Source organism: Bradyrhizobium sp. WSM1417 (assembly GCF_000515415.1).
Lineage (GTDB): Bacteria > Pseudomonadota > Alphaproteobacteria > Rhizobiales > Xanthobacteraceae > Bradyrhizobium.
This window is the reverse complement of record NZ_KI911783.1, coordinates 802,398-826,707: the sequence shown is the minus strand read 5'-3', so window position 1 is coordinate 826,707 and position 24,310 is coordinate 802,398. Positions and strand designations below refer to the sequence as shown.

23 protein-coding genes are annotated in these 24,310 nt (G+C 63.8%); 9 read left to right on the top strand and 14 right to left on the bottom strand.

All coding sequences use genetic code 11. From position 1 onward, the window contains the following. Positions 1-882: a bifunctional DNA-formamidopyrimidine glycosylase/DNA-(apurinic or apyrimidinic site) lyase gene (gene mutM, locus BRA1417_RS0103980; RefSeq protein ID WP_027514705.1), complete on the top strand. Its 882-nt coding sequence runs from the start codon at positions 1-3 to the stop codon at positions 880-882. Positions 883-1,155: 273 nt separating this feature from the next. On the opposite strand, the gene BRA1417_RS0103975 is transcribed toward mutM, so the two are convergent. Next, positions 1,156-1,899: a ParA family protein gene (locus tag BRA1417_RS0103975; RefSeq protein WP_027514704.1), complete on the bottom strand. Its 744-nt coding sequence runs from the start codon at positions 1,897-1,899 to the stop codon at positions 1,156-1,158. A gap of 237 nt (positions 1,900-2,136) precedes the next feature. Here BRA1417_RS0103975 and ggt point away from each other — a divergent pair, with 237 nt between their 5' ends. Further along, on the top strand, positions 2,137-3,816 hold the full coding sequence (gene ggt / locus BRA1417_RS0103970; protein WP_027514703.1) for a gamma-glutamyltransferase: 1,680 nt from the start codon (positions 2,137-2,139) through the stop codon (positions 3,814-3,816). Positions 3,817-3,871: 55 nt separating this feature from the next. Here ggt and BRA1417_RS0103965 read toward each other — a convergent pair whose 3' ends face one another. Next, positions 3,872-5,227: a serine protease gene (locus BRA1417_RS0103965; RefSeq protein ID WP_027514702.1), complete on the bottom strand. Its 1,356-nt coding sequence runs from the start codon at positions 5,225-5,227 to the stop codon at positions 3,872-3,874. 235 nt (positions 5,228-5,462) lie between these two features. Here BRA1417_RS0103965 and BRA1417_RS0103960 point away from each other — a divergent pair, with 235 nt between their 5' ends. Then, the gene (locus BRA1417_RS0103960; protein ID WP_027514701.1) at positions 5,463-6,266 is read left to right on the top strand and encodes a molybdopterin-synthase adenylyltransferase MoeB; all 804 of its coding nucleotides are present in this window, start codon (positions 5,463-5,465) and stop codon (positions 6,264-6,266) included. 9 nt (positions 6,267-6,275) lie between these two features. Here the strand turns inward: BRA1417_RS0103960 and BRA1417_RS0103955 are convergent, their stop codons facing one another. Continuing rightward, positions 6,276-7,283, bottom strand: coding sequence for an aldo/keto reductase (locus tag BRA1417_RS0103955; RefSeq protein ID WP_027514700.1), 1,008 nt, complete (start codon positions 7,281-7,283; stop codon positions 6,276-6,278). A gap of 115 nt (positions 7,284-7,398) precedes the next feature. Between BRA1417_RS0103955 and BRA1417_RS0103950 the strand changes: the two genes are divergently transcribed. Then, a complete protein-coding gene (locus BRA1417_RS0103950) occupies positions 7,399-8,310 on the top strand; it encodes a LysR family transcriptional regulator (RefSeq protein ID WP_027514699.1) in 912 nt (303 codons plus the stop codon). A gap of 133 nt (positions 8,311-8,443) precedes the next feature. On the opposite strand, the gene BRA1417_RS0103945 is transcribed toward BRA1417_RS0103950, so the two are convergent. Beyond that, complete coding sequence (locus BRA1417_RS0103945; RefSeq protein WP_027514698.1) at positions 8,444-9,445, bottom strand: D-glycerate dehydrogenase; 1,002 nt, start codon at positions 9,443-9,445, stop codon at positions 8,444-8,446. Between the two features lie 325 nt (positions 9,446-9,770). On the opposite strand from BRA1417_RS0103945, the gene BRA1417_RS0103940 reads away from it, so the two are divergent. Beyond that, on the top strand, positions 9,771-10,301 hold the full coding sequence (locus tag BRA1417_RS0103940; RefSeq protein WP_007603917.1) for an SH3 domain-containing protein: 531 nt from the start codon (positions 9,771-9,773) through the stop codon (positions 10,299-10,301). 108 nt (positions 10,302-10,409) lie between these two features. Here BRA1417_RS0103940 and irrA read toward each other — a convergent pair whose 3' ends face one another. Continuing rightward, on the bottom strand, positions 10,410-10,901 hold the full coding sequence (gene irrA / locus BRA1417_RS0103935; protein WP_018455787.1) for an iron response transcriptional regulator IrrA: 492 nt from the start codon (positions 10,899-10,901) through the stop codon (positions 10,410-10,412). Between the two features lie 354 nt (positions 10,902-11,255). Here irrA and fabA point away from each other — a divergent pair, with 354 nt between their 5' ends. From fabA to fabI, 3 genes are all read left to right on the top strand, one after another. Then, entirely contained in the window at positions 11,256-11,777 is a 522-nt protein-coding gene (fabA, locus tag BRA1417_RS0103930) for a bifunctional 3-hydroxydecanoyl-ACP dehydratase/trans-2-decenoyl-ACP isomerase (protein WP_007603915.1), read from the top strand. 39 nt (positions 11,778-11,816) lie between these two features. Beyond that, positions 11,817-13,040: a beta-ketoacyl-ACP synthase I gene (gene fabB, locus BRA1417_RS0103925; protein WP_026233025.1), complete on the top strand. Its 1,224-nt coding sequence runs from the start codon at positions 11,817-11,819 to the stop codon at positions 13,038-13,040. A 174-nt stretch (positions 13,041-13,214) separates the two neighbouring features. Then, the gene (gene fabI, locus BRA1417_RS0103920; protein WP_027514697.1) at positions 13,215-14,015 is read left to right on the top strand and encodes an enoyl-ACP reductase FabI; all 801 of its coding nucleotides are present in this window, start codon (positions 13,215-13,217) and stop codon (positions 14,013-14,015) included. 88 nt (positions 14,016-14,103) lie between these two features. Here the strand turns inward: fabI and BRA1417_RS39490 are convergent, their stop codons facing one another. The 5 genes from BRA1417_RS39490 to BRA1417_RS0103900 form a co-directional block, all read right to left on the bottom strand. Continuing rightward, entirely contained in the window at positions 14,104-14,577 is a 474-nt protein-coding gene (locus BRA1417_RS39490; protein ID WP_245286139.1) for a hypothetical protein, read from the bottom strand. A gap of 8 nt (positions 14,578-14,585) precedes the next feature. Then, positions 14,586-14,981: a hypothetical protein gene (locus BRA1417_RS45275; RefSeq protein ID WP_245286138.1), complete on the bottom strand. Its 396-nt coding sequence runs from the start codon at positions 14,979-14,981 to the stop codon at positions 14,586-14,588. 72 nt (positions 14,982-15,053) lie between these two features. After that, the gene (locus BRA1417_RS0103910) at positions 15,054-15,770 is read right to left on the bottom strand and encodes a hypothetical protein (RefSeq protein ID WP_245286137.1); all 717 of its coding nucleotides are present in this window, start codon (positions 15,768-15,770) and stop codon (positions 15,054-15,056) included. A gap of 211 nt (positions 15,771-15,981) precedes the next feature. After that, positions 15,982-16,446, bottom strand: coding sequence for a GNAT family N-acetyltransferase (locus BRA1417_RS0103905; protein ID WP_027514695.1), 465 nt, complete (start codon positions 16,444-16,446; stop codon positions 15,982-15,984). Between the two features lie 7 nt (positions 16,447-16,453). Further along, complete coding sequence (locus BRA1417_RS0103900) at positions 16,454-17,380, bottom strand: hydrogen peroxide-inducible genes activator (protein WP_027514694.1); 927 nt, start codon at positions 17,378-17,380, stop codon at positions 16,454-16,456. A gap of 114 nt (positions 17,381-17,494) precedes the next feature. On the opposite strand from BRA1417_RS0103900, the gene katG reads away from it, so the two are divergent. Beyond that, positions 17,495-19,663 carry a catalase/peroxidase HPI gene (gene katG / locus BRA1417_RS0103895; RefSeq protein ID WP_027514693.1) on the top strand — a complete coding sequence of 723 codons (2,169 nt, stop codon included), beginning with the start codon at positions 17,495-17,497 and terminating at the stop codon, positions 19,661-19,663. Between the two features lie 76 nt (positions 19,664-19,739). Here katG and pnp read toward each other — a convergent pair whose 3' ends face one another. From pnp to rbfA, 4 genes are all read right to left on the bottom strand, one after another. After that, on the bottom strand, positions 19,740-21,893 hold the full coding sequence (pnp, locus tag BRA1417_RS0103890; RefSeq protein WP_007598347.1) for a polyribonucleotide nucleotidyltransferase: 2,154 nt from the start codon (positions 21,891-21,893) through the stop codon (positions 19,740-19,742). A gap of 462 nt (positions 21,894-22,355) precedes the next feature. Further along, complete coding sequence (rpsO, locus tag BRA1417_RS0103885; protein ID WP_007598346.1) at positions 22,356-22,625, bottom strand: 30S ribosomal protein S15; 270 nt, start codon at positions 22,623-22,625, stop codon at positions 22,356-22,358. Positions 22,626-22,628: 3 nt separating this feature from the next. Beyond that, positions 22,629-23,747 carry a tRNA pseudouridine(55) synthase TruB gene (gene truB, locus BRA1417_RS0103880; RefSeq protein ID WP_027514692.1) on the bottom strand — a complete coding sequence of 373 codons (1,119 nt, stop codon included), beginning with the start codon at positions 23,745-23,747 and terminating at the stop codon, positions 22,629-22,631. Next, positions 23,744-24,175, bottom strand: a complete 432-nt coding sequence (rbfA, locus tag BRA1417_RS0103875; protein WP_027514691.1) for a 30S ribosome-binding factor RbfA — start codon at positions 24,173-24,175, stop codon at positions 23,744-23,746. The genes truB and rbfA overlap by 4 nt, the downstream gene beginning before the upstream one ends. Between the last annotated feature and the right edge of the window lie 135 nt (positions 24,176-24,310).

Sequence of the window (24,310 nt, the reverse complement as noted above, 5' to 3'; positions counted from 1 at the left end):
ATGCCCGAATTGCCCGAAGTCGAGACCGTCCGCCGCGGCCTTCAGCCTGTCATGGAGGGTGCGAAAATCCTGGTCGCGGAGGCCCGCAGGCCCGATTTGCGCTTTCCCTTCCAGCCCGACTTCGTGGCCCGACTGAAGGGGCAGGTCGTCACGGGGCTCGGCCGCCGTGCAAAATATCTCATGGCCGATCTCGCCTCCGGCGACGTGCTGTTGATGCATCTGGGCATGTCGGGCTCGTTTCGTGTCATCAAGCCGGACAACGAGGTAGCGCCCGGCGAGTTTCACTATCCGAAGGCCAAGGACTCCACGCACGATCACGTGCTGTTTCGGATGTCCTCCGGCGCCGACATCATCTTCAACGACCCGCGCCGCTTCGGTTACATGAAAGTGATCGCGCGCAGTGCGCTCGACGAGGAGCCGCTGCTGCGCGGGCTCGGCCCCGAGCCGCTCGGCAACGAATTCGACGCAGCGATGCTGGCGCGGTCCTGCGCCGGCAAGACCACGAGCCTGAAAGCCGCGCTGCTCGATCAGCGCGTGGTCGCCGGGCTCGGCAATATCTATGTCTGCGAAGCCTTGCATCGCTCGCATCTGTCGCCGCGCCGGATCGCCGCGACGCTGTCGACCAAGAAGGGCGAGACCACCGACCATGCGAAGCGACTGGTCGGCGCGATCCATACCGTGCTGAACGACGCCATCAAGGCCGGCGGCTCCAGCTTGCGCGATCATCGCCAGACCTCGGGCGAGCTCGGCTATTTCCAGCACTCGTTCAAGGTCTATGACCGCGAGGGCGAGAAATGCACGACGCCGCGCTGCGGCGGCACCGTCAAGCGGTTTACGCAGAACGGCCGGTCGACGTTCTGGTGTTCGAAATGTCAGAAGTGAAAATTAGGCTCGTAACCGAGAGGCCGTAAGCTTCTGCGAGGCTGACGAGCCCACCACGACGGTCATTGCGAGTGCAGCGAAGCAATCCAGAATCTTGCCGACGAAACAGCTTGGATTGCTTCGTCGCAAGGGCTCCTCGCAATGATGGCGGCGATAGAGTTTCCCAAAAACGCGAAGCGAAGCAATCCGGCCGGGCTGGTGGCCGGATTGCTTCGTCGCTAAAGGCCCTTCCGGATGGCGAAGGGCCGGCTGGCGTCTGAGCGATTGCCCCGCTCAGGACGCCAGTGTCGTGGTCTCGTCGGCCGCAAGCTCGGCGGCGACGTGCAACATGCCGTCCGCGGCCGCGATGACCTGGTCGATCAAGACGTTGGTGGTGGCGGCGAGCTCGAGCCGGGTCTCGATCCAATGCCAGAGGCCGCGGATCTCCTCGGTCGATTTGCCGTTCGGCGCGAATTCACTCACAGCAAGGCCACTCGCGAGCGAGTCCTGGTGGTCGTTGCGCATCACGATCAGCGGACGCGCGAGCACCTCGGCGAGATCGAGGGCTGCTTCCTCGGCGAGGCTGTTGGCGGCATTGTCGATGCGCTGGCCGCGGATCGGCGTTTGGTTCAGCACGAAGCTGTAGGGCCGCTTCCAGGCACGCGCGACGCTGAGCGTGGAGACGGTGGCTTCAATGTCGGCGACGCTCGGGCGGGCCGGGATCAGGCAGAGGTCGGAATGGCGGATCGCGGCGGTGGTCGCGGCGCTGAGGCCGGCGGCGGTATCGACGATCGCGAGCTGCAGGCCGCTGTCGGCCAGCATCTTCAGGCGCGGCTCGATGTCGGCGGCGTGATAGATCGGCTCGACGACGAGATCATCTGTAGTGCGGCGGCGCTGCCAGTTGGACAGTGTGCCCTGCGGGTCGGTTTCGATCAGGCGAACGGTGAAGCCGGCCTGCTTGGCTGCCAGCGCGAGGCCGATGGCGAGCGTGCTCTTGCCGCTGCCGCCCTTTTGGGTGGCCAGTGCGATCGTGTGCATGGAAGATCAATCCTTTGGAGTGCTCGGGTCAGGGAAACGCCACGCGAACGTGCATCGATCTCGATGCTGAGCTCTTCTCGCTCAGGACGTGCCGGCCCGATCCAAAGGAGATCGCGGAGGTCCGAATCAGCAGTCACGATGATGGCGCAATCGGAAATGGCAGCGAATCCGTAGCATTACTGGACCCGTACTCGTACGTGTGCTGTGCTTGCCGTCGTGAATAAAAGGACAAGCGGTATGGGCGGAAACTGGCGCGATCGGACGACGACGAATTTCGAATGCCAGAAGATGCCTGCGGTATCGAGCCGCGGCATGGTGGTCAGCAATCACCCCCTGGCCTCCAGCGCCGGCGCGGAGATGCTGGCCGCCGGCGGCAACGCCATCGACGCCGCGATCGCGACCCTTTTCACGCTGACCGTGGTCGAGCCGATGATGGTCGGCATCATCGGCGGTGGCATAGCGCACATCCGGCTCGCCGACGGCAGCCACCGTTTCATCGACGGGCAGAGCACCGTTCCCGCGGCGGTGCTTGACACCAGCTACACCTCCACGCCGGGCTCGGCGCATGACGTGTTCGACACCGTCGGCAATGAAAATCTCAACGGCCCAAAGGCGGTCGCTACACCGGGTTCGCTGAAAGCCTGGTGCGAGACGCTGCGCCGCTTCGGCACCATGAGCCTCGCCGACGTCATGCAGCCCGCGATCAAGCACGCCGCGCGCGGCTACGCGGCGACACCCTATCTGCACGAATGCATCAGCGAGAGCGCCGCCGAGATGCGCAAGGACAAGCCGATCGCGGCGATTTACTTGCCTGATGGAGAGCCGTTGAAGGTCGGTGAACGCGTGGTGCAATCAGAATATGCCGAGACGCTCCGCTACATCGCCGATCACGGCGAGATCGCGCTCTACGAGGGCCCGCTTGGCGACATCCTGGTCAATTACATGGAAAAGGCCAGCGGCTTCATCCGGCGCAACGATCTCACCAGCTACAAGACCGTCGAACGGCAGCCGATCCGCGCCGATTACCGCGGCTGGACCATCTTTGGCCCGCCGCCGCCTGCGGCCTCCGGCGTGCATATCGCGCAGATGCTGAACATCCTGGAAGGCTACGACATCGAAGGCCTCGGCTTCGCTACGCCCGAGACCATCCACTATCTCGCCGAGGTCCTGAAGATCGCCTTCGCCGATCGCGCTGCGGCCAGCGGCGATCCTGATTATGTCGGGGTCCCCGTGGAGCGGCTGACCTCGAAGGCTTATGCCGAGGAACGCCGCGCTGCGATCGATCCGGCGCGGGCGCAGAGCTGGGGCGCCGGCGTGTCGCAGCTTGAAGGCGCGCACACCACGCACGTGACGGCGGCCGATGCGTTCGGCAACGTGGTTGCGACCACGCAGACCATCAACAATCTGTTCGGCGCCAAGATCATGATCCCGGGCCTCGGCGCCATCGCCAACAATTACATGAACCTGTTCGATCCGCGGCCAGGCCACGCCCTGTCGCTGGCGTCGGGCAAGCGGGTGACGACCTCGATGTCGCCGATGATGGCGCTGCGTGACGGAAAGCTGCGCTATGCGCTCGGCCTGCCCGGGGGAAAACGAATCTTTCCGAGCGCGATGCAGGCGCTGGTGAATCTAGTCGACCACGGCATGAGCTTGCAGGAAGCCGTCGAGGCTCCGCGGGTCTGGACCGAGGGCAATGCGCTCGAGGTCGAGCAGAAGGTGCCGGAGAGCGTGCGCGCGAAACTCGAGAGCCTCGGCCACAAGGTGCAGCCCGTCGCGACAGTCGCCGGCGGCATGAACGGTATCGCCTTCCACGACGACGGTACCATGAGTGGCGCCGCTTGCTGGCGTGCGGACGGCACGCCGGTCGGGATCTCGGGTGGCCTCGCGAAGGGCGGTATCAGGTTCAGGCTGAGCTAATGGCGCGCTGGGTCAGCTCTTCCGCTTGTGGAGAGGTTGCGCACCTTCGGCGAGCTTACTTCCGCACGCAGATCACGCGCACGACGGCGGCTTTCGCATCCGTCGAGATGCCGTTCGCCGCGACACCGTTCGTCTTCAGGAAATCGCGCACCGTCTCCGCGGAGACCATCACCGCCTGCGACGCCGGTACCGATGTCGCGGCGCCCGCAACCATCGCCGGCTTCAACAACGCGATGCCGGCGAACTTGCCGTCGCCGTCGATGGCGGCGCTGCCGGAAAATCCAACGGCCGGTGGCGGTGAGAGCGCGGAATCGCCGCCGATAGATGCCAGCGCTGCCTTGAGGGTCGACACACCGGCCGCGCCGCCCTGGCTCTGCGGATCAGCGATGCCGACGACATCGACACTCGTCTTTGCCGCGCCGCTGCCGAGGCTGAACGGCTTCAGGCCGCGTGCGCCGTAGATGTGCAGCAGCGCCAGATCGTGCTCCTTGTCCTCGGCGAGACGGTCGGCGCTGCCATAGCCGGCGACCGTGATCGCGAGACAGGAATCGGTGACGAGGCGGTCGGTGAGGATCGCGCCGTCGTCGCTGACGACGATGCCGGTGCCGTATTCGACGGTCTTGCGCGGCGGCGGCCCGGCTTGGGGCCCCGACGGAAACGCGTTGAAGGCGCTCGACATCGCGATGACGACCGGCTCGACCGTGTTCTCGGTCGCCTGATCGTAGAGGATCGTCATGATGCGGACTTCATCACCCCTGGAGGTGCCGCGCATGTAAAATTTCTTCAGACCCTGCAGACCCGACAGCACGAAGAAGTCGGGCTTCACCACGGTGTAGTCGACCTTGCGACCCGGCTCCTTCTTCTCCGCTTCGGCAAGCTTGGCTGTGGTCGGGTTCGCCTCCTTGCGGCGGCTGAGCAGCACCTGCACCGTTCCGGTGGGAGAGGTCCATTTCGAGCCGTTGGCGTCGGTCGCCTGCTGCGGCACCAGTTTTGAGGGAATGCCGAGCCGCGCGCCGCTGGTCATCTCCGTCACAATCTTCCAGCCGACGCTCTCCTGTTTGCGGCGCGCTGTCTCGGCGAGCGCGGCGCGTTCCTGCGGATTGAGCACGCCGGTCGGCTTGCCGCCCTTCACCTTCTGATACTCCTTGATCGCCTCGACCAGGCGCGCGCTGACGTCGCCGGTGATGGCGCCGTTATATTGGCCGACCCAGGCGAGGTCGGACTGCAGCGACAACCGCTCCGCCTGCGCCATGGCATCGGCCGTCGCAGCCGGCGTCTGCAAAGCAGGAGGCCGGATCGGAACGGTCTGGACCGGCTTCGGCTTGGTGCCGGGAATCTGCGGTGTCGTCATCTGGGCGTGTGCGCCTGTCGCAGCCGCAAACATCAGTGTTGCCGCAAGCATCGATCTCATGACAAATCCAGCCAGCCCATTGAATGCGATGCCATTGAAGCACATCTCGTTGGTCGCGAACAATGTTGCGGTGGTTCAGACCGGCGATAGAGGCCACGGACTCAGGCCCTCATCCTGAGGAGCGGCCTCAAGGCCGCGTCTCGAAGGATGGCTCCGGGCGATATCGGGGCCTGCATGGTTCGAGACGCGCGTTCCGCGCTCCTCACCATGAGGGTTGAGAGGACGAAGGATAACGATGCTGAGCCCGGACGAACTCGAACGTTATGCCCGCCATATCGTGCTGCGCGATGTCGGTGGTCCCGGCCAGGCAGCGCTGAAGCGGGCCTCCGTGCTGGTGATCGGGGCCGGCGGGCTCGGTGCGCCCGCGTTGATGTATCTGGCGGCCGCCGGCATCGGTACGCTCGGCGTGGTCGATGACGATGTGGTGTCGCTGTCGAACCTCCAGCGGCAGGTGATTCACACCACGCCCGATATCGGCCGGCACAAGGTCGAGAGCGCGGCCGAACGGATCTCGGCGCTCAATCCGCATGTCCGCTTCGTAGGTCACGCCACCTGGCTCAATGCCGACAATGCGCTGGCGCTGATCGGCGACTATGACCTCGTGCTCGACGGCTCCGACAATTTCTCGACCCGCTATCTGGCCTCGGACGCCTGCTTCTTCGCCAAGAGGCCGCTGATCACGGCGGCGCTCGGCACCTTCGATGGCTCGCTCACCACCATCCGCGCGCATGAGAAGAACGAGCAGGGCGAATTCAATCCGACCTATCGCTGCCTGTTCCCGGAGGCGCCACCGCCCGGGACCGTGCCGGCCTGCGCCGAAGCCGGCGTCATGGGTGCGCTGGCGGGCGTGATGGGCTCCATGATGGCGCTGGAGGCGATCCGCGAGATCGTCGGCTTTGGCGACGGCCTGGTTGGCCGTCTCCTGATGATCGATGCGCGCGCGATGCGCTTCGAGACGCTGCGTTACGCGCGCGATCCGGCCAATCCGCTCAATGGCGATGGGCCGGTCGTGACCGATTTGAGTGCCCATCGCACCTGATTGCAGCCGTTAAATCGTGGCCGGCTTCTCGCTGTCGAGATGTGCCATCTGCTCGGCCGCGTAACGCGTACCGGCTGCGACATCGGGCGGGAAGGCCTTTGCCAGCAGCGCGAGATGAGCCGGCGTCAGCGTAACCTCGGCCGCGCCGAGTGCTTCGGTGAGGCGGTTGCGGGTGCGGGCGCCGACCAGCGGCACGATCTCCTTCCCTTGCGCCGCCACCCAGGCGATCGCGACTTGTGCCGGCGTCGCGCCAATCTCGGCGGCGATGGCGCGCAGCTGCTCCACCAGCGCGAGATTGGCATCGAGATTCGATCCCTGAAAGCGCGGCGTCATCAGCCGGTAGTCCTTGCCTGTCTTGCCGGAGTCCTTCGACCAATGGCCGCTGATCAGGCCGCGTGCCAACACGCCGTAAGCCGTGATGCCGACGCCGAGCTCGCGGCAGGTCGTCAGGATGTCGCGCTCGATGCCGCGTTCGATCAGCGAATATTCGATCTGGAGATCGGCGATCGGGTGCACGGCATGCGCGCGGCGGATGGTGTCGGAGCCAACCTCAGACAGGCCGATATGTTTGACGTAGCCGGCCTTCACGAGATCGGCGATGCCGCCGATGGTCTCCTCGATCGGGATGTTGGGATCGAGCCGCGCCGGGCGGTAGATGTCGATGTAATCGGTGCCGAGCCGCTGCAGTGAATAGGCCAGGAAGTTCCTCGTTGCGGCCGGCCTCGTGTCCATGCCGGTGAATTCGCCGGCAGGACCGCGCAGCGCACCGAACTTGACGCTGATCTGCACCTTCTCGCGCGGCACGTCCTTGAGCGCTTCGCGCACCAGCATTTCATTGTGGCCCATGGCGTAGAAATCGCCGGTGTCGACCAGGGTGATGCCGGCATCCAGCGCCGCGTGGATCGTGGCGATGCTCTCGCCGCGATCGGCGGGGCCGTAGACCTCGGACATGCCCATGCAGCCGAGACCGAGAGCGGAGACGGTGGGACCGGTTGAACCGAGTTTGCGCTGTTCCATGATGGCTCTCCTCGAAAAGGCGCTGACTGCGCCGCGTGACGAGGCCTGATATGCGCCTGATCGATTGCGCCGATAAGCTGGACAATCGAGAATGGCTTGTTCACATTGGCGAACAATGGCTGAGCCCGACCTGCGTGATCTCGACGTCTTCGTGGCGGTCGCCCGCACCCGCAATTTCCGGCGCGCGGCGGTCGAAATTCGCGTGTCGGTGTCGAGCCTTAGCCAACGATTGCGGGACCTCGAAGAGCGCCTCGGCGTCCGCCTGATGAACCGCACCACCCGCAGCGTCGCTCTGACCGAGGCGGGCGAGCTGCTGCTGTCGCGCGTGGCGCCGGCGCTGCGCGATGTCGGCGATGCCCTCGATCAAGTCCGCGGCCTGCGCGAAGTGGCCTCGGGCCGGCTGCGCATCAACGCGCCGCCGCCTGCGGTCGATCTCGTGCTGGCGCCGATGATCGGGCCGTTCCTTCAGGCCTATCCGCAGGTCGACCTCGACATCGTCTCCGAGAGCGGGTTCGTCGATATCGTCAGCGCGGGCTTCGATGCCGGCGTGCGCTATGGCGAGCATCTCGCGCAGGACATGGTCGCGATCTCGCTCAGCGGTCCGCAGAGCTATGTCGTGGTCGCTTCGCCCGATTATCTCGCGCGCCGCGGCAAGCCTGAGCATCCGAAGGATCTGCTCGACCATGATTGCATCCGCGCCCGCTACTCCAGCGGTGTCATGCATGATCTGGAGTTCGAGAAGGCCGGCCAGCTGGTGAAAGTCGATCCGCCGGCAAAGCTGATCTCGACCAACATGGGCCTCTCGATGCGCGCCGCGCTCGACGGCGCCGGTGTCTGGGCGACGCTTGATGGTTATGTCGGCGAAGCCCTGAAGTCGGGCGCGCTGGTCAGGCTGCTCGAAGACTGGTGCGAGCCGTTTCCGGGCCCGTTCCTGTACTATCCAAGCCGACGCCAGACGCCGCCGGCGCTGCGGGCCTTCATCGATTTCGTTGCCGACTGGCGCAAGCGCGAAACGCCGCGACCCTAGACCCTCATGGTGAGGAGGCGCGAAGCGCCGTCTCGAACCATGCAGGCCCCACTTCGCCCGCGGCCATCCTTCGAGACGCGCGTTCCGCGTTCCTCAGGATGAGGCAGGAGAGCTTATCGCGCAGTAAGTTGACTCAGAGCATGCTCGGCAGCACGCGATCCGGCGGCTTGTGGGCGTCGAGGAAGGTGCGGATGTTGATGATCACCTTCTCGCCCATCTCGACGCGACCCTCGATCGTGGCCGAGCCCATATGCGGCAGCAACGTCACCTTGCCGGCCTTGGCGAGCCGCACCAGCTTCGGGTTCACCGCGGGCTCGTGCTCGTAGACGTCGAGGCCGGCGCCGCCGATCTCCCCGCCTTCGATCAGCTTGATCAGCGTGTCCTCGTCGGTGACCCCGCCGCGCGCGGTGTTGACGATGTAGGCGTCCTTGCGAATGAGCTTCAGCCGGCGCGCCGACAGCAGATGGTAGGTCGCCGGCGTGTGCGGACAATTCACTGAGATGATGTCCATCCGCGCCAGCATCTGGTCGAGGCTTTCCCAATAGGTCGCGCCCAGCTCTTCGGCGATCTTCGGCGCCACCGGCCGGCGGTTGTGGTAGTGGATCTGCAAGCCGAAGGCGCGGGCGCGGCGTGCGACCGCCTGGCCGATACGCCCCATGCCGATGATGCCGAGGCGCTTTCCGCCGATGCGATGGCCGAGCATCCAGGTCGGCGACCAGCCGGGCCAGGGTTTTCCCTCCGTCAGGATCGAGGCGCCTTCAATCATCCGCCTGGGCACGGCGAGGATCAGCGCCATGGTCATGTCGGCGGTGTCTTCGGTCAAAACTTTGGGCGTGTTGGTGACGGTGATGCCGCGGGCATGCGCGGCCTCGACATCGATGTTGTCGACGCCGTTGCCGAAATTCGCGATCAGTTTCAGCCTGCAGTCGGGCTGGTTGACGATGTCGGCGGAGATGTGATCGGTCACGGTCGGGACCAGCACGTCCGCGGTGCGGGCGGCTTCCGCGATCTGCTCGGCCGACATCGGCGCGTCGTCGAGATTGATCCGCGCGTCGAACAGCTCGCGCATCCGGGTCTCGATCGAGTCCGGAAGCTTGCGCGTCACGACGACGAGGGGCTTTTTCTTCACCGACATGTCCTGCCCTCATGAGGCGTTGCGAGCCGCCTCTGTCGCCAAAGGCCGGCCGTTGAGGCCTCATTAACCCGGTTGTTCGACACTGCGCTTGCCGTGTCGTCCCCGGCGTTTCCTTCAAGCTCTCCCGACATTTCCGGCCGGAAATCGGGACAAACCGGTTGTTCAGATGTCCGTCCTCTCTAGCAGAAGGCCGGGCCAAGACAAGAACCACGGGTAAAGGGCTCGGGAACACCCGCGTGGGGCGGGTCAGGGGCGGCAGCGGCCTGGTTTTGGAATTTTGGGGCGAGGGCCCGGCTCGGCCGGACCTTCGACAGGAGACGGGTTGATGGCGTTGGGGCGTTTTTGTTCGGTGATGGCGCTCGTTTGCACCTGGTTGAGCGCTTCGGTCAGTCCCGGGCATTCGGCAAAGGACAGCACACCCCAGACGGCCTCGGGGCTCCCGGTGCCGCGCTACGTCAGCCTGAAATCGGATCACGTCAACGTCCGCGCCGGCCCGACCAAGGACAATGACGTCGCCTGGGTCTACACCCGTTCCGGCCTGCCGGTCGAAATCACGGCCGAGTTCGAGAACTGGCGCCGGGTCCGAGATTCCGAGGGTGCCGAGGGCTGGGTCTATCACTCGCTGCTGTCGGGCCGCCGTACCGCTGTCGTCACCATGAAGCACAAGGACGAACTCGCGCCCATCTACGATCGCGCCGACCCCGACAGCGCGGTTGCGGCCAGGCTCCAGGCCGGCGTCGTCACGCAGGTGAAGAAGTGCAGCGCAAACTGGTGCCGCGTCAGCGGTAACGGCTTTGACGGCTGGATCCAGCAGGAGCGCCTCTGGGGCGTCTACTCGGACGAGCAGGTGAACTGACGTCGCGCGGGAGCGGAGCTGTTGCTCTACCGTCATGCCTGACGCAAGAACGTGGATGGCCGGGACAAGCCCGGCCATGACGATCAAATCAGCAGTTCAGGATAGAGCTCAGCGCTTCTTGCGCAGCCGCACGACCATGTCGATGCGGGCGATCTCGTAACCCGCCGGTACCTCAGGCATCTTGGACAGCGCCAGATGCGGATCCTCGATGTCGACCAGCTCGTGGCTGTTTTCGAGATAGTAGTGATGGTGAGTCGTGACGTTGGTGTCGAAATAGGTCTTGGTGCCGTCGACGCTGACCTGACGCAGCAGACCGGCATCGGTGAGCTGGTTCAGCGTGTTGTAGACGGTTGCCAGCGAGACCGGCACCTTGGCCAGCGTCGCTTCCTCGTAGAGCATTTCAGCCGTGAGGTGCCGTGCACCCTTGCCGAACAAGAGCCAGCCGAGCGCCATGCGCTGGCGCGTCGGGCGAAGCCCTGCGGACTGGAGCATTTCGTTGACGTCGTGCCACGGGCACCCGGTCAAAGCCGGCTGGCGGCCGGACATAAGAGCCGCCGCATGGGCCTCTTCGTCGCGATGGGGCGCGTTATTTTCGTTCATTTCCAGCTTCGGGCACGCGTGAACACTGTGATCTGCAACATATATGGAGAGATAGATGCAGATGCAAGTTTCTCGCAACTAGACTGGTTCTAATTAGCGAGGGAACCGGCCTGGCGGCCCGTCATTTTACCTTCATGAGAGCGCTTTGCTACCCGAAATGGCCTGTGTTAGAGAGCCCGCGGTTCCGCTTAACCGATTTTGGCGCGACCCGGCATTGAGGGCCGCTCGCTATCCATCCGGGGTCCTTCGGTATTCTCGTCTGACAATGGCAACAGATGTTGCTTTTCGAACAGGATGGGGCCCATTTTCGCCGGAAACGCCGCTCAGTCGGGGTTAGAACACAAAGGCTTCCGCATGCTGAACAGGCGCAACGGTTACGAATATGAAGATCTGCTGGCATGTGCCCGCGGCGAGATGTTCGGCCCTGGCAATGCGCAATTGCCGCTGCCACCGATGCTTATGTTCGACCGCATTACGGACATCAGCGAGACCGGCGGTGAATTCGGCAAGGGGGTGGTGCGCGCCGAGCTCGACGTGAAGCCCGACCTCTGGTTTTTCGGCTGCCACTTCAAGAACGATCCGGTGATGCCCGGCTGCCTCGGGCTCGATGCGCTGTGGCAAATGGTCGGCTTTTATCTGGGCTGGAGTGGCGGTGAAGGTCGTGGTCGTGCGCTTGGCCTGAACGAGCTGAAGTTCAGCGGTCAGGTGCTGCCGGAGGCCCGCAAGGTTGTGTACAACATCGATATCAAGCGCGTGATGCGTTCAAAGCTGGTGCTCGGTATCGCCGACGGATGGCTTTCGGTCGATGACCAGATTATCTATCGCGCGAAGGATTTGAAGGTCGGCCTGTTCAAGCAGGGCACGAGCCTGGGCTGAGCGCATCACCACGAAGACAACGATTGAGGCGAGGCTGTCATGAGGCGGGTTGTGGTCACCGGGATGGGCATTGTCTCCTCCATCGGAAACAACACCCAGGAAGTGCTTGCGAGCCTTCACGAGGCGAAGTCGGGCATTTCGCGGGCTGAGAAATATGCCGAGCTCGGCTTCCGTTCGCAGGTGCAAGGTGCGCCGACGCTCGATCCTTCGACGGTGGTCGACCGTCGCGCCATGCGTTTCCTCGGTCAGGGCGCGGCGTGGAATCACGTCGCGATGGAACAGGCGATCCAGGATTCCGGTCTTTCGCCTGACGAAATTTCCAACATTCGCACCGGCATTATCATGGGCTCCGGCGGCCCGTCGGCGCGCACCATCGTCGAAGCCGCCGACATCACCCGCACCAAGGGACCGAAGCGCGTCGGGCCGTTTGCAGTGCCGAAGGCGATGTCCTCCACGGCCTCCGCAACGCTTGCGACCTGGTTCAAGATCAAGGGCGTGAACTATTCGATCTCGTCGGCCTGCGCCACGTCGAACCATTGCGTCGGCAATGCCTATGAGACGATCCAGATCGGCAAGCAGGACGTCATCTTCGCCGGCGGCTGCGAGGAGCTGGACTGGTCGCTGTCGGTTTTGTTCGACGCGATGGGCGCGATGTCCTCGAAGTACAACGACACGCCCGCCACGGCCTCGCGTCCCTACGACGTCAACCGCGACGGCTTCGTGATTGCCGGCGGCGCCGGCGTGCTGGTGCTGGAAGAGCTCGAGCATGCCAAGGCGCGCGGCGCGCGCATTTACGGCGAGATCGTCGGCTATGGCGCGACGTCCGACGGCTACGACATGGTCGCACCATCAGGCGAGGGCGCCGAGCGCTGCATGCGCATGGCGATGTCGACCGTGAAGACCAAGGTCGACTACATCAATCCGCACGCGACATCGACGCCGGCCGGCGATCCGCCGGAGATCGACGCGCTCCGCAGGGTGTTCGGAAGCGGCGAGAAGTGCCCGCCGATCTCGGCGACCAAGGCGCTGACCGGCCACTCGCTGGGCGCAACCGGCGTGCAGGAAGCGATCTATTCGCTACTGATGATGAACAATGGTTTCATCTGCGAGAGCGCGCACATCCAGGAACTCGACCCCGTGTTCGCGGACATGCCGATCGTGCGCAAGCGCATCGACAACGTCAAAATCGGCACCGTCCTGTCGAACTCCTTCGGCTTCGGCGGCACCAACGCCACGCTGGTGTTCAGCCGCCTGGATGCGTAATTTTGGCACGCTGTCATGCCCCGCCTAGTGCGCAATTGCGCACGGGGGGCGGGCATCCAGCACGCCGCAACTTCTCGATTTGCAGTAATCGCCTTGAAATACTGGATCGCCTGCCCAGTGCGCAAGTGCGCACAAGGCGGGCGATGACGCCGGAATAAAGGGAGCTATCAGGCAATGGAAGGTTTGATGAAAGGCAAGCGCGGTCTGATCATGGGCATCGCCAATGATCATTCGATCGCCTGGGGCATGGCGAAGACGCTGCATGCCCATGGCGCCGAGCTTGCCTTCACCTTTCAGGGCGAAGCACTGGGCAAGCGCGTCAAGCCGCTGGCGGAGCAACTTGGCGTCGACATGGTGCTGCCCTGCGACGTCGAGGACATCGCCAGCGTCGACGCCACATTCACGGCCTTGCGCGAAAAATGGGGCAAGCTCGATTTCGTGATCCACGCGATCGGCTTCGCCGACAAGAACGAGCTCAAGGGCCGCTACGCCGACACCAGCCGCGAGAATTTTTCGCGCACGATGGTGATCTCCTGCTTCTCCTTCACGGAAGTGGCAAAACGCGCCGCCGAGCTGATGACGGAGGGCGGCAGCATGATCACGCTGACCTTCGGCGCCTCGGAACGCGCGATGCCGAACTACAACGTGATGGGCGTGGCCAAGGCGGCACTGGAAGCCTCGGTGCGGTATCTCGCCTCGGATTTCGGACCGCGCGGCATCCGCGTCAACGCGATCTCCGCAGGCCCCATCCGCACGCTCGCCGGCTCCGGCATCGGCGAGGCGCGCGCGATGTTCGCCTTCATGCAAAAACATTCGCCGCTCCGCCGCGGCGTCACGCTCGACGAACTCGGCGGCTCGGCGCTGTATCTGTTGTCGGATCTCTCCGGCGGCGTCACCGGCGAGATCCACTATGTCGATTCCGGCTACAACACCGTCCTGATGCCGCGGCCGGACGATTTGAAAGCGCAGGATTAGCTCTCGTGGAGTGGGCAATGGCGCGCAAGCGACGTGCCAACGATTTCTCAACAATCGAGACCAGTTCCTGCTGCGAAGAATGTGTCGATCAGCGCGCGTCGCTGTTGCGCGCCGCTCGTTGAACCCCGATCAGCAGCGGCAGCGTCTTGTCGAGGCTTTCCGTCAGCATGGCGCGCACGCCGTCGCGCAGTGCGGGATTGTTGGCGGCACCTTCAGGGCGGGTTGGAAACGATTCTGCGGGTAGTTCGCGATAGGGGCCGCCGATTTGCACGCCCAGAAGCCTCTGCACCCTAAGGGAATGATGCGTGTTGATCAGCGCAGAGCTCTGTCCGACAACGGAAAAGTCGCGCCCATCGAAGATGCGGACAAACGCCAGGGCGTAGAGATAGATGCGACGCCCGAGCACCACATCATGGTTGAGGATGCCGAAGCCGCGGACCGTATAGTTGGATGACCCGAAAGGGCTGATTGAATTGAGGATCTGGATGTAGTGCCGGCAATTCGTTCCTTTCACGACCTCGCGCATGTATTGGGCCAGCTCCGCATTGAGATCGCGGAACAACCTGTCCTTCAATGTGTCTTTGGACTCATCGCGGGGAGGAAATTTCGCCGGGTTATAGGGATTCTCAGAACGGACACGCCGGCAGGGATCGCGGCGCGAGTCCGCGCGAAGATCAGTTCATTGAGTCCCCAGCCCGGGATCGGGACGACCGTCTTCTTGTTCTGAAATACGGTCAGGCCGGTCGTCAACACGGTGAACTCATCGCCGGTGGTGACGACCACACCGAAGTCGCATGGGCCGCCGACCACGGGAGCAGGCTTGGCCGTCCGCGTGGTTGTCTTGCCGTTGGCTGGCTTGACGGCTGATCCTGCCGTCTCCGTCCCTGGTGGTCCCGATTTGGTCTGCGCCCAAGCAGATGTCGAAAAGCACCACACGACAGCCACCACCACGAGCAGCCGGGCCATGACCTCAAATGCAGCCCAGCCGCAGGAAGCGGACGAGCGATAGCCTTTGTCGCGCCCCCTCGGCAAAGGCGCTTACTCGCCCTTGATGTATGCGGGTAGATACCTGTCCAACTGGGCCGTGAGCAGGCTGCGTGTGCTGTCACGCAGCAATGCACTGCTGGTCACCTGTTCCGGAGTTTTGGGAAATTCGAGATTGTTGAGGATTTGCATATTGTCGTTCTTGTTGGAGAAGCTCGAAGCAATCACATCGCCGAAGCTGCGGGTAGGCGCCCGATGGATGTCGAAAGTCCGTCCGTCAAAAACGTTGATGCGGAAATAGGAAACCACGACGCCGCGCCCGGAAGGGCTCGCCCAATTCTTGTAGACCCCGAGGCCCTCGATTGATTGATTGGTGCCATCAACCGAAACGCGGGCTTTCGTGGCTACGACGTAACGCTCGCAATTTGCAGTTCCGGCGATCTGCCGCACCAGCGCCGTCAGGTCGTCGCGGTCATTGCGGAACAGTTTCGCTTCCGGATGATAGTAAGGCTTGAAGGCTCCGCTTGCGTAAGCGATCTTTCGGACAGCGGTGCCGGGCGCCGCGGCGCGAACCCTCGCGACGAACAGATCATCGATACCCCACGTCTCGATCGGCGCCTCCATGTACTCGTTTCCGAGCATCGTGAGGCCGACATGTTGCACCGACAACTGGTCTCCGATCGCGGAAATGACACCGATCTGACAGGGGCCGCTCTCCGCCCCGACTGGCTGTTGTGCAGCCGGTTTGGCCTTCGGCGCCGCCTTCTTCACTGCCTTCTTGGCCGGCGCCGCCGTCTGAGCGGGAGGCGCGGTGGTTGCGGGAGGGGTCTGCGCGGCTGCCGCAGTGAGCAGGGACAGCAACGCGATCAGCGAGACAGCAATTCGAAACATCGATTCCGGGAGATCAGGGGCAGGAGGACGGCGGATACGCCACAGTAAATTGGAACCGTGACAACCGCAAGCTGCACCAGGCGACCACTGCCTATCCGGCGGGCCGCTGCCGCCGCCACCGATAATACTTCATCATGAACCCGTTCGACGGCTCGACCTCTTGCTTCTCGAACACAAAGCCCTCGCGCTCGTACCAGCGCCAGGCTTTTTCGTTCTCGCGGACGCAGCGCAGAGACATCTCATCCGGCATTTGCGTGCGCGTGAAGGCGAGCAATTGGCGGCCGAGCGATTGGCTTTGATAGGCGGGTGCGACGAACAGCATGTCGAGATAGAGTTTTGGCAAATGCAGCGCCAGCATCGCGGCGATCGTGCCGTTGTCGTCGGCAACGAACAGGCTCCAGCCGTCCTCGATCTCGCGCCGGATGCGTGCACGCAGGTTTGCCAGCAGAAACTCGCTCGCCTCGCCGAGCCCGGTCGAGACCCAGCTCTCCATCCAGACACGGCCGATCTCGTCGTATTCGTCCGTGCGGGCCGGGCGGATGAGGGGATGCGACATCGAGGCCTCAAATCGGCTTGCTGCGCACGGATGGACGTGCGCGCACCTTGCCCGCCGACAGGCACACCACTTCGGAGATTTGCAGGAGTTGCCGCGCCAGCGGGCTGGTCTTGCGCCAGACCATGCCGATGGTGCGCGACGGCTGCGGGTCGCGGAAGCGCGCGAGCGAGACCGAGGCCGATCGCGTCTCCACCGACACGGCCATCTCCGGGATCAAGGTGACGCCGATGCCGGCGCTGACCATCTGGACCAGCGTCGACAGCGAATTGGCATCCAGCATCTCGCGCGGCGGCGCCGATTGCATGTTGCAGAATGACAGCGCCTGATCGCGGAAGCAGTGCCCCTCTTCGAGCAACAGCAGCCGCATCTCGCGCATCATCTCCCGCGATGGTGCCGGCGTTCCCTCATCGGCGCTCGGCCGCACCAGCAGGAATTTTTCCTCGAACAGGGCGACCTCGGTGAGCGAGGGCTCGGACACCGGCAACGCAACGATGGCGGTATCTAGCCGGCCTTCCACCAGTTCCTGGATCAGCCGCGGTGTCATCGTCTCGCGCACGCGGATGTCGAGCTCCGGATGCATGCGCGTCAGATTCTTGGTGATTGTCGGCAGCAGATAGGGCGCTATCGTCGGAATCATGCCGATGCGCAGCCGTCCGGAGAACCGGTCCTGCGAGGCGCGGGCGAAATCGCCGAGTTCGTCGACCGAGCGCAAGATGTCGCGGACGCGCTGCGCGAGCTCCTCGCCAAATCGGGTCAGCGCCACCTGCCGGGCGCTGCGCTCCAGCAGCAGCCCGCCGAGCGCCTCCTCCAGCTCCTTGATCTGCATCGACAGGGCAGGCTGCGAGATCGAACAGGACTCAGCCGCGCGGCCGAAATGACTGTGACGCGCCAAGGCGTCGAAATAGCGGAGTTGGCGTAGCGTGAGGTTTAGCATCAGAAAATCTTATCGCTGCGATCATTAAAGTCAACTTCCCCTGATCGAACGCGAAGCTTAGAGTGCTTCTACCTGGTCAAAGGCGCGAGTTCGACGCCACCAGAGGAGGTATTCATGGACGACACTTCAAAGTGCCCGTTTTCGGGTGGAAAACGTGTGCCGGCGAACCGCGATTGGTGGCCGACCCAACTCAGCATCGAGATGCTGCACAAGAATTCCGCCAAGTCCGACCCGATGGACAAGGACTTCGACTACGCCAAGGAATTCAAGTCGCTCGACCTGAACGCGGTCATCAAGGACCTGACCGCGCTGATGACCGAATCGCAGGAATGGTGGCCCGCCGACTTCGGTCACTACGGCGGCCTCATGATCCGCATGGCCTGGCACAGCGCGGGCACCTATCGCACCACCGACGGCCGCGGTGGCGCCGGCGCCGGACAGCAGCGTTTCGCGCCGCTCAACAGCTGGCCCGATAACGCCAATCTCGACAAGGCACGCCGTCTGCTCTGGCCGATCAAGCAGAAATACGGCCGCAAGATCTCCTGGGCCGATCTGATGGTGCTGGCCGGCAACGTCGCGCTGGAGTCGATGGGCTTCAAGACCTTCGGCTTTGCCGGCGGCCGCGTCGACGTCTGGGAGCCGGAAGAGCTGTATTGGGGTCCCGAAGGGACGTGGCTGGGCGATGAGCGCTACAGCGGCGAACGCCAGCTCGCCGAGCCGCTGGGCGCGGTGCAGATGGGCCTCATCTACGTCAATCCGGAAGGCCCCAACGGCAAGCCGGATCCGGTCGCCGCGGCCAAGGACATTCGCGAGACCTTCGCCCGCATGGCGATGAACGACGAAGAGACCGTCGCGCTGATCGCCGGCGGCCACACCTTCGGCAAGACCCATGGTGCGGGCGATCCGTCTCTGGTCGGACCGGAGCCGGAAGCGGGCGCGCTCGAGGATCAGGGCCTCGGCTGGAAGAGCAAGCACGCTTCGGGCCACTCGGGTGACGCTATCACCAGCGGTCTCGAGGTGACATGGTCGCAGACCCCCACCAAGTGGAGCAACTACTTCTTCGAGAACCTGTTCAACTTCGAATGGGAGCTGACCAAGAGCCCGGGCGGTGCGAACCAATGGACGGCAAAGGGCGCCGACCCCGTCATTCCCGACGCCTTCGACAAGTCCAAGAAGCATCGGCCGACGATGCTGACGACCGATCTCTCGCTGCGTATGGATCCGGCCTATGAGAAAATCTCGCGCCGCTTCCTGGAGAATCCCGATCAGTTCGCGGACGCCTTCGCCCGTGCCTGGTTCAAGCTCACCCATCGCGACATGGGCCCGGTCCAACGCTATCTCGGCCCGCTGGTGCCGAAGGAAACGCTGATCTGGCAGGACCCGATCCCCGCTGTGAATCACGAGCTGGCGAGCGAGCAGGATATCGCCTCCCTGAAGACCAAGATCCTGGCCTCGGGTCTGTCGGTCTCGGAGCTGGTCTCGACCGCATGGGCGTCGGCCTCGACGTTCCGCGGCTCGGACAAGCGTGGCGGCGCCAACGGCGCGCGCATTCGCCTCGCCCCGCAGAAGGACTGGGAGGTGAACGAGCCGGCTCAGCTCTCGAAGGTCCTGGGCAAGCTCGAAGCGATCCAGAAGGACTTCAACGCGTCATCCGGTGCGAAGAAGGTCTCGCTGGCGGACCTCATCGTGCTCGGCGGCACCGCCGCGGTCGAGAAGGCCGCGAAGGATGCCGGCGTCGACGTCAAGGTCGGCTTCACGCCGGGCCGCATGGATGCCTCGCAGGAGCAGACCGACGCCGCTTCGTTTGCTCCGCTGGAGCCGCGGGCCGATGGCTTTCGCAACTTCATCGGCAAGCGGCAGCAATTCATGATGCCCGAGGAGGCTCTGGTCGATCGTGCGCAGCTGCTCCGGCTTACCGGCCCGGAGATGACGGTGCTCGTCGGCGGTCTGCGCGTGCTCGGTGCCAATGCGAACGGTTCGAAGAACGGCGTCCTCACCTCGAAGGTGGGAACGCTGAGCAACGACTTCTTCGTCAACCTGCTCGACATGAGCACGCAGTGGTCGCCGGCCGGCACCGACGGCACCTATGAGGCCCGCGACCGCAAGACCAACGCGGTGAAGTGGACCGGCACGCGCGTCGACCTGATCTTCGGCGCGCACTCGCAGCTTCGCGCCTACGCCGAGGTTTATGCCACGTCTGATTCCAAGGAGCAGTTCGTCAAGGACTTCGCCAAGGCCTGGACCAAGGTGATGAACCTCGATCGCTACGACATCGCGGCCTGATTCCAAAGTTCAGCAAGCGACCAACAAAAAGGGCGGCCGCGAGGCCGCCCTTCGTGTTTCTGGCAGGTAGCGAGATTTACTCGCCGGCCGCTTCGCGCGCGGGCTGCTGGCTCTCGCCCTTGCCCTCGAGGTCTTCGCCCGTCTCCTGGTCGACCACTTTCATCGACAGGCGGGTCTTGCCGCGGTCGTCGAAGCCGAGCAGCTTGACCTTGACCTTGTCGCCTTCCTTGACGACGTCGGAGGTCTTCTGCACGCGCGCCGAAGCGAGCTGGCTGATGTGGACCAGACCGTCCTTGGAGCCGAAGAAGTTCACGAAAGCGCCGAACTCCATCACCTTGACGACGGTGCCGTCATAGATCTGGCCGACTTCCGGATCGGAGGCGATCGACTTGATCCACTTGATCGCGGCCTTCATGGCCTCGCCGTCGTTGGAGGCGACCTTCACGGTGCCGTCGTCCTCGATATTGACCTTGGCACCGGTCTTCTCGACGATCTCGCGGATCACCTTGCCGCCGGTGCCGATCACTTCGCGGATCTTGTCGGTGGCGATCTTGAAGGTCTCGATGCGCGGCGCGTATTCGCCGAGCTCGGCACGCGCGTTGGTGAGCGCCTTCGACATCTCGCCGAGAATGTAGATACGCCCATCCTTGGCCTGGCCGAGCGCGACCTTCATGATCTCCTCGGTGATGCCCTCGATCTTGATGTCCATCTGGAGCGAGGTGATGCCCTGCTCGGTACCGGCGACCTTGAAGTCCATGTCGCCGAGATGGTCCTCGTCACCAAGGATGTCCGAGAGAACCGCGAAGCGCTTGTCTTCGAGGATCAGGCCCATTGCGATGCCCGCGGTCGGCCGCTTCAACGGCACGCCGGCGTCCATCAGCGCGAGCGAGGCGCCGCAGACCGATGCCATCGACGAGGAGCCGTTGGATTCGGTGATCTCCGACACCACGCGCGTGGTGTAGGGGAATTCGTGGTGCGGCGGCAGCACCGGGTGGATCGCGCGCCAGGCGAGCTTGCCGTGGCCGATCTCGCGGCGCTTGGTGCCGCCGAGGCGGCCGGTCTCACCGACCGAGTAGGGAGGGAAGTTGTAGTGCAGCAGGAACGTCTCTTTGTACGTTCCCGACAGCGCGTCGATGTACTGCTCGTCCTCGCCGGTGCCGAGCGTGGTCACGACCAGCGCCTGGGTCTCGCCGCGGGTGAACAGCGCCGAGCCGTGAGCGCGGGGCAGCACGCCGACTTCGGCGACGATGTTGCGCACGGTCTTGGAATCGCGGCCGTCGATGCGCTTGCCGGTGTCGAGAATGTTCCAGCGAACGATCTTGGCTTCGAGCTCCTTGAACACGCCGCCGATGCGCAGCTTGTCGTATTTGGGCTCCTGGCCTTCGGGGAAGTAGTGCGCGATCACCTTTTCCTTGACCTTGCCGACCGCGGCGTAGCGATCCTGCTTGACCGGAATGGCGTAGGCGGCGCGCAGTTCCTGCTCGACCATGCCGAGCATTTCCTTTTCGAGCGCCGAATTGTCGATCGTGGTGACCTCGCGCGGCTCCTTCGCAGCCTTCTCGGCGAGCTCGATGATCGCGTTGATCACCGGCTGGAAGTGGCGGTGACCGAACATCACGGCGCCGAGCATGATCTCTTCGTTCAGCTCCTTGGCCTCCGATTCCACCATCAGCACCGCGTCCGCGGTGCCGGCGACGACGAGGTCGAGCTGGGTGTCGACCATCTCGTCGAGAGTCGGGTTGAGGATGAACTCGTCATTGGCGAAGCCGACGCGCGCGGCGCCGATCGGGCCTTTGAAGGGAGCGCCCGACAAGGTCAGCGCAGCCGACGAGGCCACCAGCGCGACGATATCGGGATCGTTCTCCATGTCGTGCGAGAGCACGGTGACGATCACCTGGGTCTCGTTGCGCCAGCCGTCGACGAACAGCGGACGGATCGGACGGTCGATCAGGCGGGAGACCAGCGTTTCCTTCTCGGTCGGACGACCCTCGCGCTTGAAATAGCCGCCGGGAATGCGGCCGGCCGCGTAGGTCTTCTCCTGGTAGTCGACGGTCAGCGGCAGGAAGTCGACGCCTTCGCGCGGCGACTTCGCGGCAACGACGGTGGCGAGCACCACGGTCTCGCCGTAGGTCGCGACGACTGCGCCATCGGCCTGGCGGGCGATCTTGCCGGTTTCGAGCTTGAGAGGGCGTCCACCCCAGTCGATCTCGACTGAATGCTTATTGAACATAGAGGTCTTCTTTCATGGGTTCTCGAAAGAAGGACGGCTCGAAAAACAAAAACCATGCGCAAGATTGCGGGACGTTGATCGAAGCGGGCGATCAGCGTCCTGCGATCCTGCCATGGTTTTTGGATTTCGGATGGCGTCCATCCCTTCGGGTCATACGGGCGCCTTGCCCGTTGTGCCCAGCCGCCGGATTGCTGCTGGACTGTCAGTCGGCACGAACGCGAACACCGAAGCGCGGTATTCGCCCATCATGCCCCGGATGCTTGCCGTCACTCGAGTATGATCCGGAAAGTGCAAAGCGGTTTTCCGACAAGATCATGCTCAAACAACAATCCAAAGTGCGATTTTATCGCGCTTTGGGCTCGCATCCGACGCGCACGCGGCCTCGACGAAAAACCTTTAAACAAACGCTTTCGTTCGAAATCACGCGCGAAAACGCGCGCCGTTTGGCGCGCGCAAGAACTCTTAACGACGAATGTTGTGCTTCTCGAGCAGCGCCTTGTAACGCGCCTCGTCCTTCTTCTTCACATAGTCGAGGAGCGAGCGGCGGGTCGAGACCAGCTTCAAGAGACCGCGACGCGAATGGTTGTCCTTCACGTGGGTCTTGAAATGGTTGGTGAGGTTGGCGATGCGTTCCGACAGGATCGCGACCTGAACCTCTGGCGAGCCGGTATCGCCGGCCTTGTTGGCATTCGTCTTGATGACTTCCGCTTTGCGTTCTGCGGCAATCGACATCGGTCAATTTCTCTCGTTGCGATCGGCGCTGGCAGTCAGGCCGGTCAGGTTGAACACACGCTTGGGGATGATTTCGCCATTGCCGACTTCGGCAAGCGCGAGAAGCCGGCCTGCCACCGTGACATAGACTGTGCCGCTACAAGTGGGCGCATCCCGTCCGCGCAACAAAACGGCTTGGCCCCGATGGAGCCTTGCCGCATCAGCCCGAGTGACGGCCAGTGCCGGGATGTCGTCCAGCGCGGTCTCAACGGGCATAAGCGCGTCGGCGAGGCTACCCTCGCCGGACGCGGCTCTATCGCACAAAGCCTCCAACTGATCCAGCGGAATCATGTCGTTCTCGCCAAATGGGCCGACCAGGGTCCGCCGCAGCGCGCAGATATGACCGTAAGTGCCGAGAATCCGGCCCATATCGCGGGCCAGCGCGCGGACATAGGTGCCCTTGCCGCACTCGGCCTCGAACACGGCCCGGTCGCTATCCGGTTGATCTACAAGGCTTAAACGATGAATCTCGACCGGACGGGGGGCCAGTTCCACGATCTCGCCGTCGCGGGCCAGGTCGTAAGCGCGCTCGCCCTGGACCTTGATCGCGGAATAGCGCGGCGGGATCTGCTGGATCACCCCCGTGAAACGGGGCAGCAGGGCCTCGATGGCCTCCCGGGTCGGGCGCTGGTCCGAGGTTGCGGTCGCCCGGCCCTCGATGTCGTCGGTGTCGCGCTCCTCGCCCCAGCATACCGTGAACCGGTAGCGCTTGCGGCCGTCCATGACGAAGGGAACGGTCTTGGTGGCCTCGCCGAGCGCGATCGGCAGGCCGCCGGAGGCGAGCGGATCGAGCGTGCCGGCATGGCCGGCGCGCTTGGCGTTGAACAGGCGCTTGAGCACGGCAACGGCCTGCGTCGAGGTCATGCCGATCGGCTTGTCGAGCACCACCCAGCCGTGAACGTCGCGGCGGTCGCGGCGCGGCTGGTTGCCCTTCTGCTTGTTGGCGCGCGGATCGTTGTTGACGCGGCGCGGCTCCTGAGGCGGCTGAGAATTGCCGCTCATGTCCGCAAAACTATTTTTCTGCACGTCGAGCTGATCGGCCTCTTCGCCGCCGATCGTGCCGTGAGCCGGGTCCATCGTCATCGTTCTTCTTCCCGATCCGAATCCGGATCCTGTTCCAGGTCCTTCTGCACCGCGGGTGTTCGCAAAAGCTTCTCGATCCGTTCCGCTTCGTCGAATCGTTCGTCGACGCGGAAGCGAAGGTCAGGTGCAAATTTCAGGTTAACGCGCCGCGCGACCTCGCCGCGCAGGAATTTCTTGTTGCGCTCGAGCGCAGCGAGGACGATCTCGGTGTCGCGACCACCGAGCGGCATCACGTAGACTGTCGCGAGCTTCAGGTCGGGCGACATCCGCACCTCCGGCACGGTGATGATGTGGCCTTCGAGGTCAGCATCATGCACGCTGCCTTGCGCCAGAATCTCGGCTATCGCATGGCGAACCTGCTCGCCGACCCGCAACTGACGTTGCGAGCCGCCGGACGCGGAACTCTTTTTCTGATGATGGCGGGGCATGGTCTGAAAATCACCTCGTCATGCCCGCGTTTGGGGCACTGGCACTGTCATTTGTCCTGCTGAAACGAAGAGGGGTGGATGGCCGGAAAAAATTCCGGCCATCGCACTCCCGCAATTCAGTTCAAAAAAGATCCA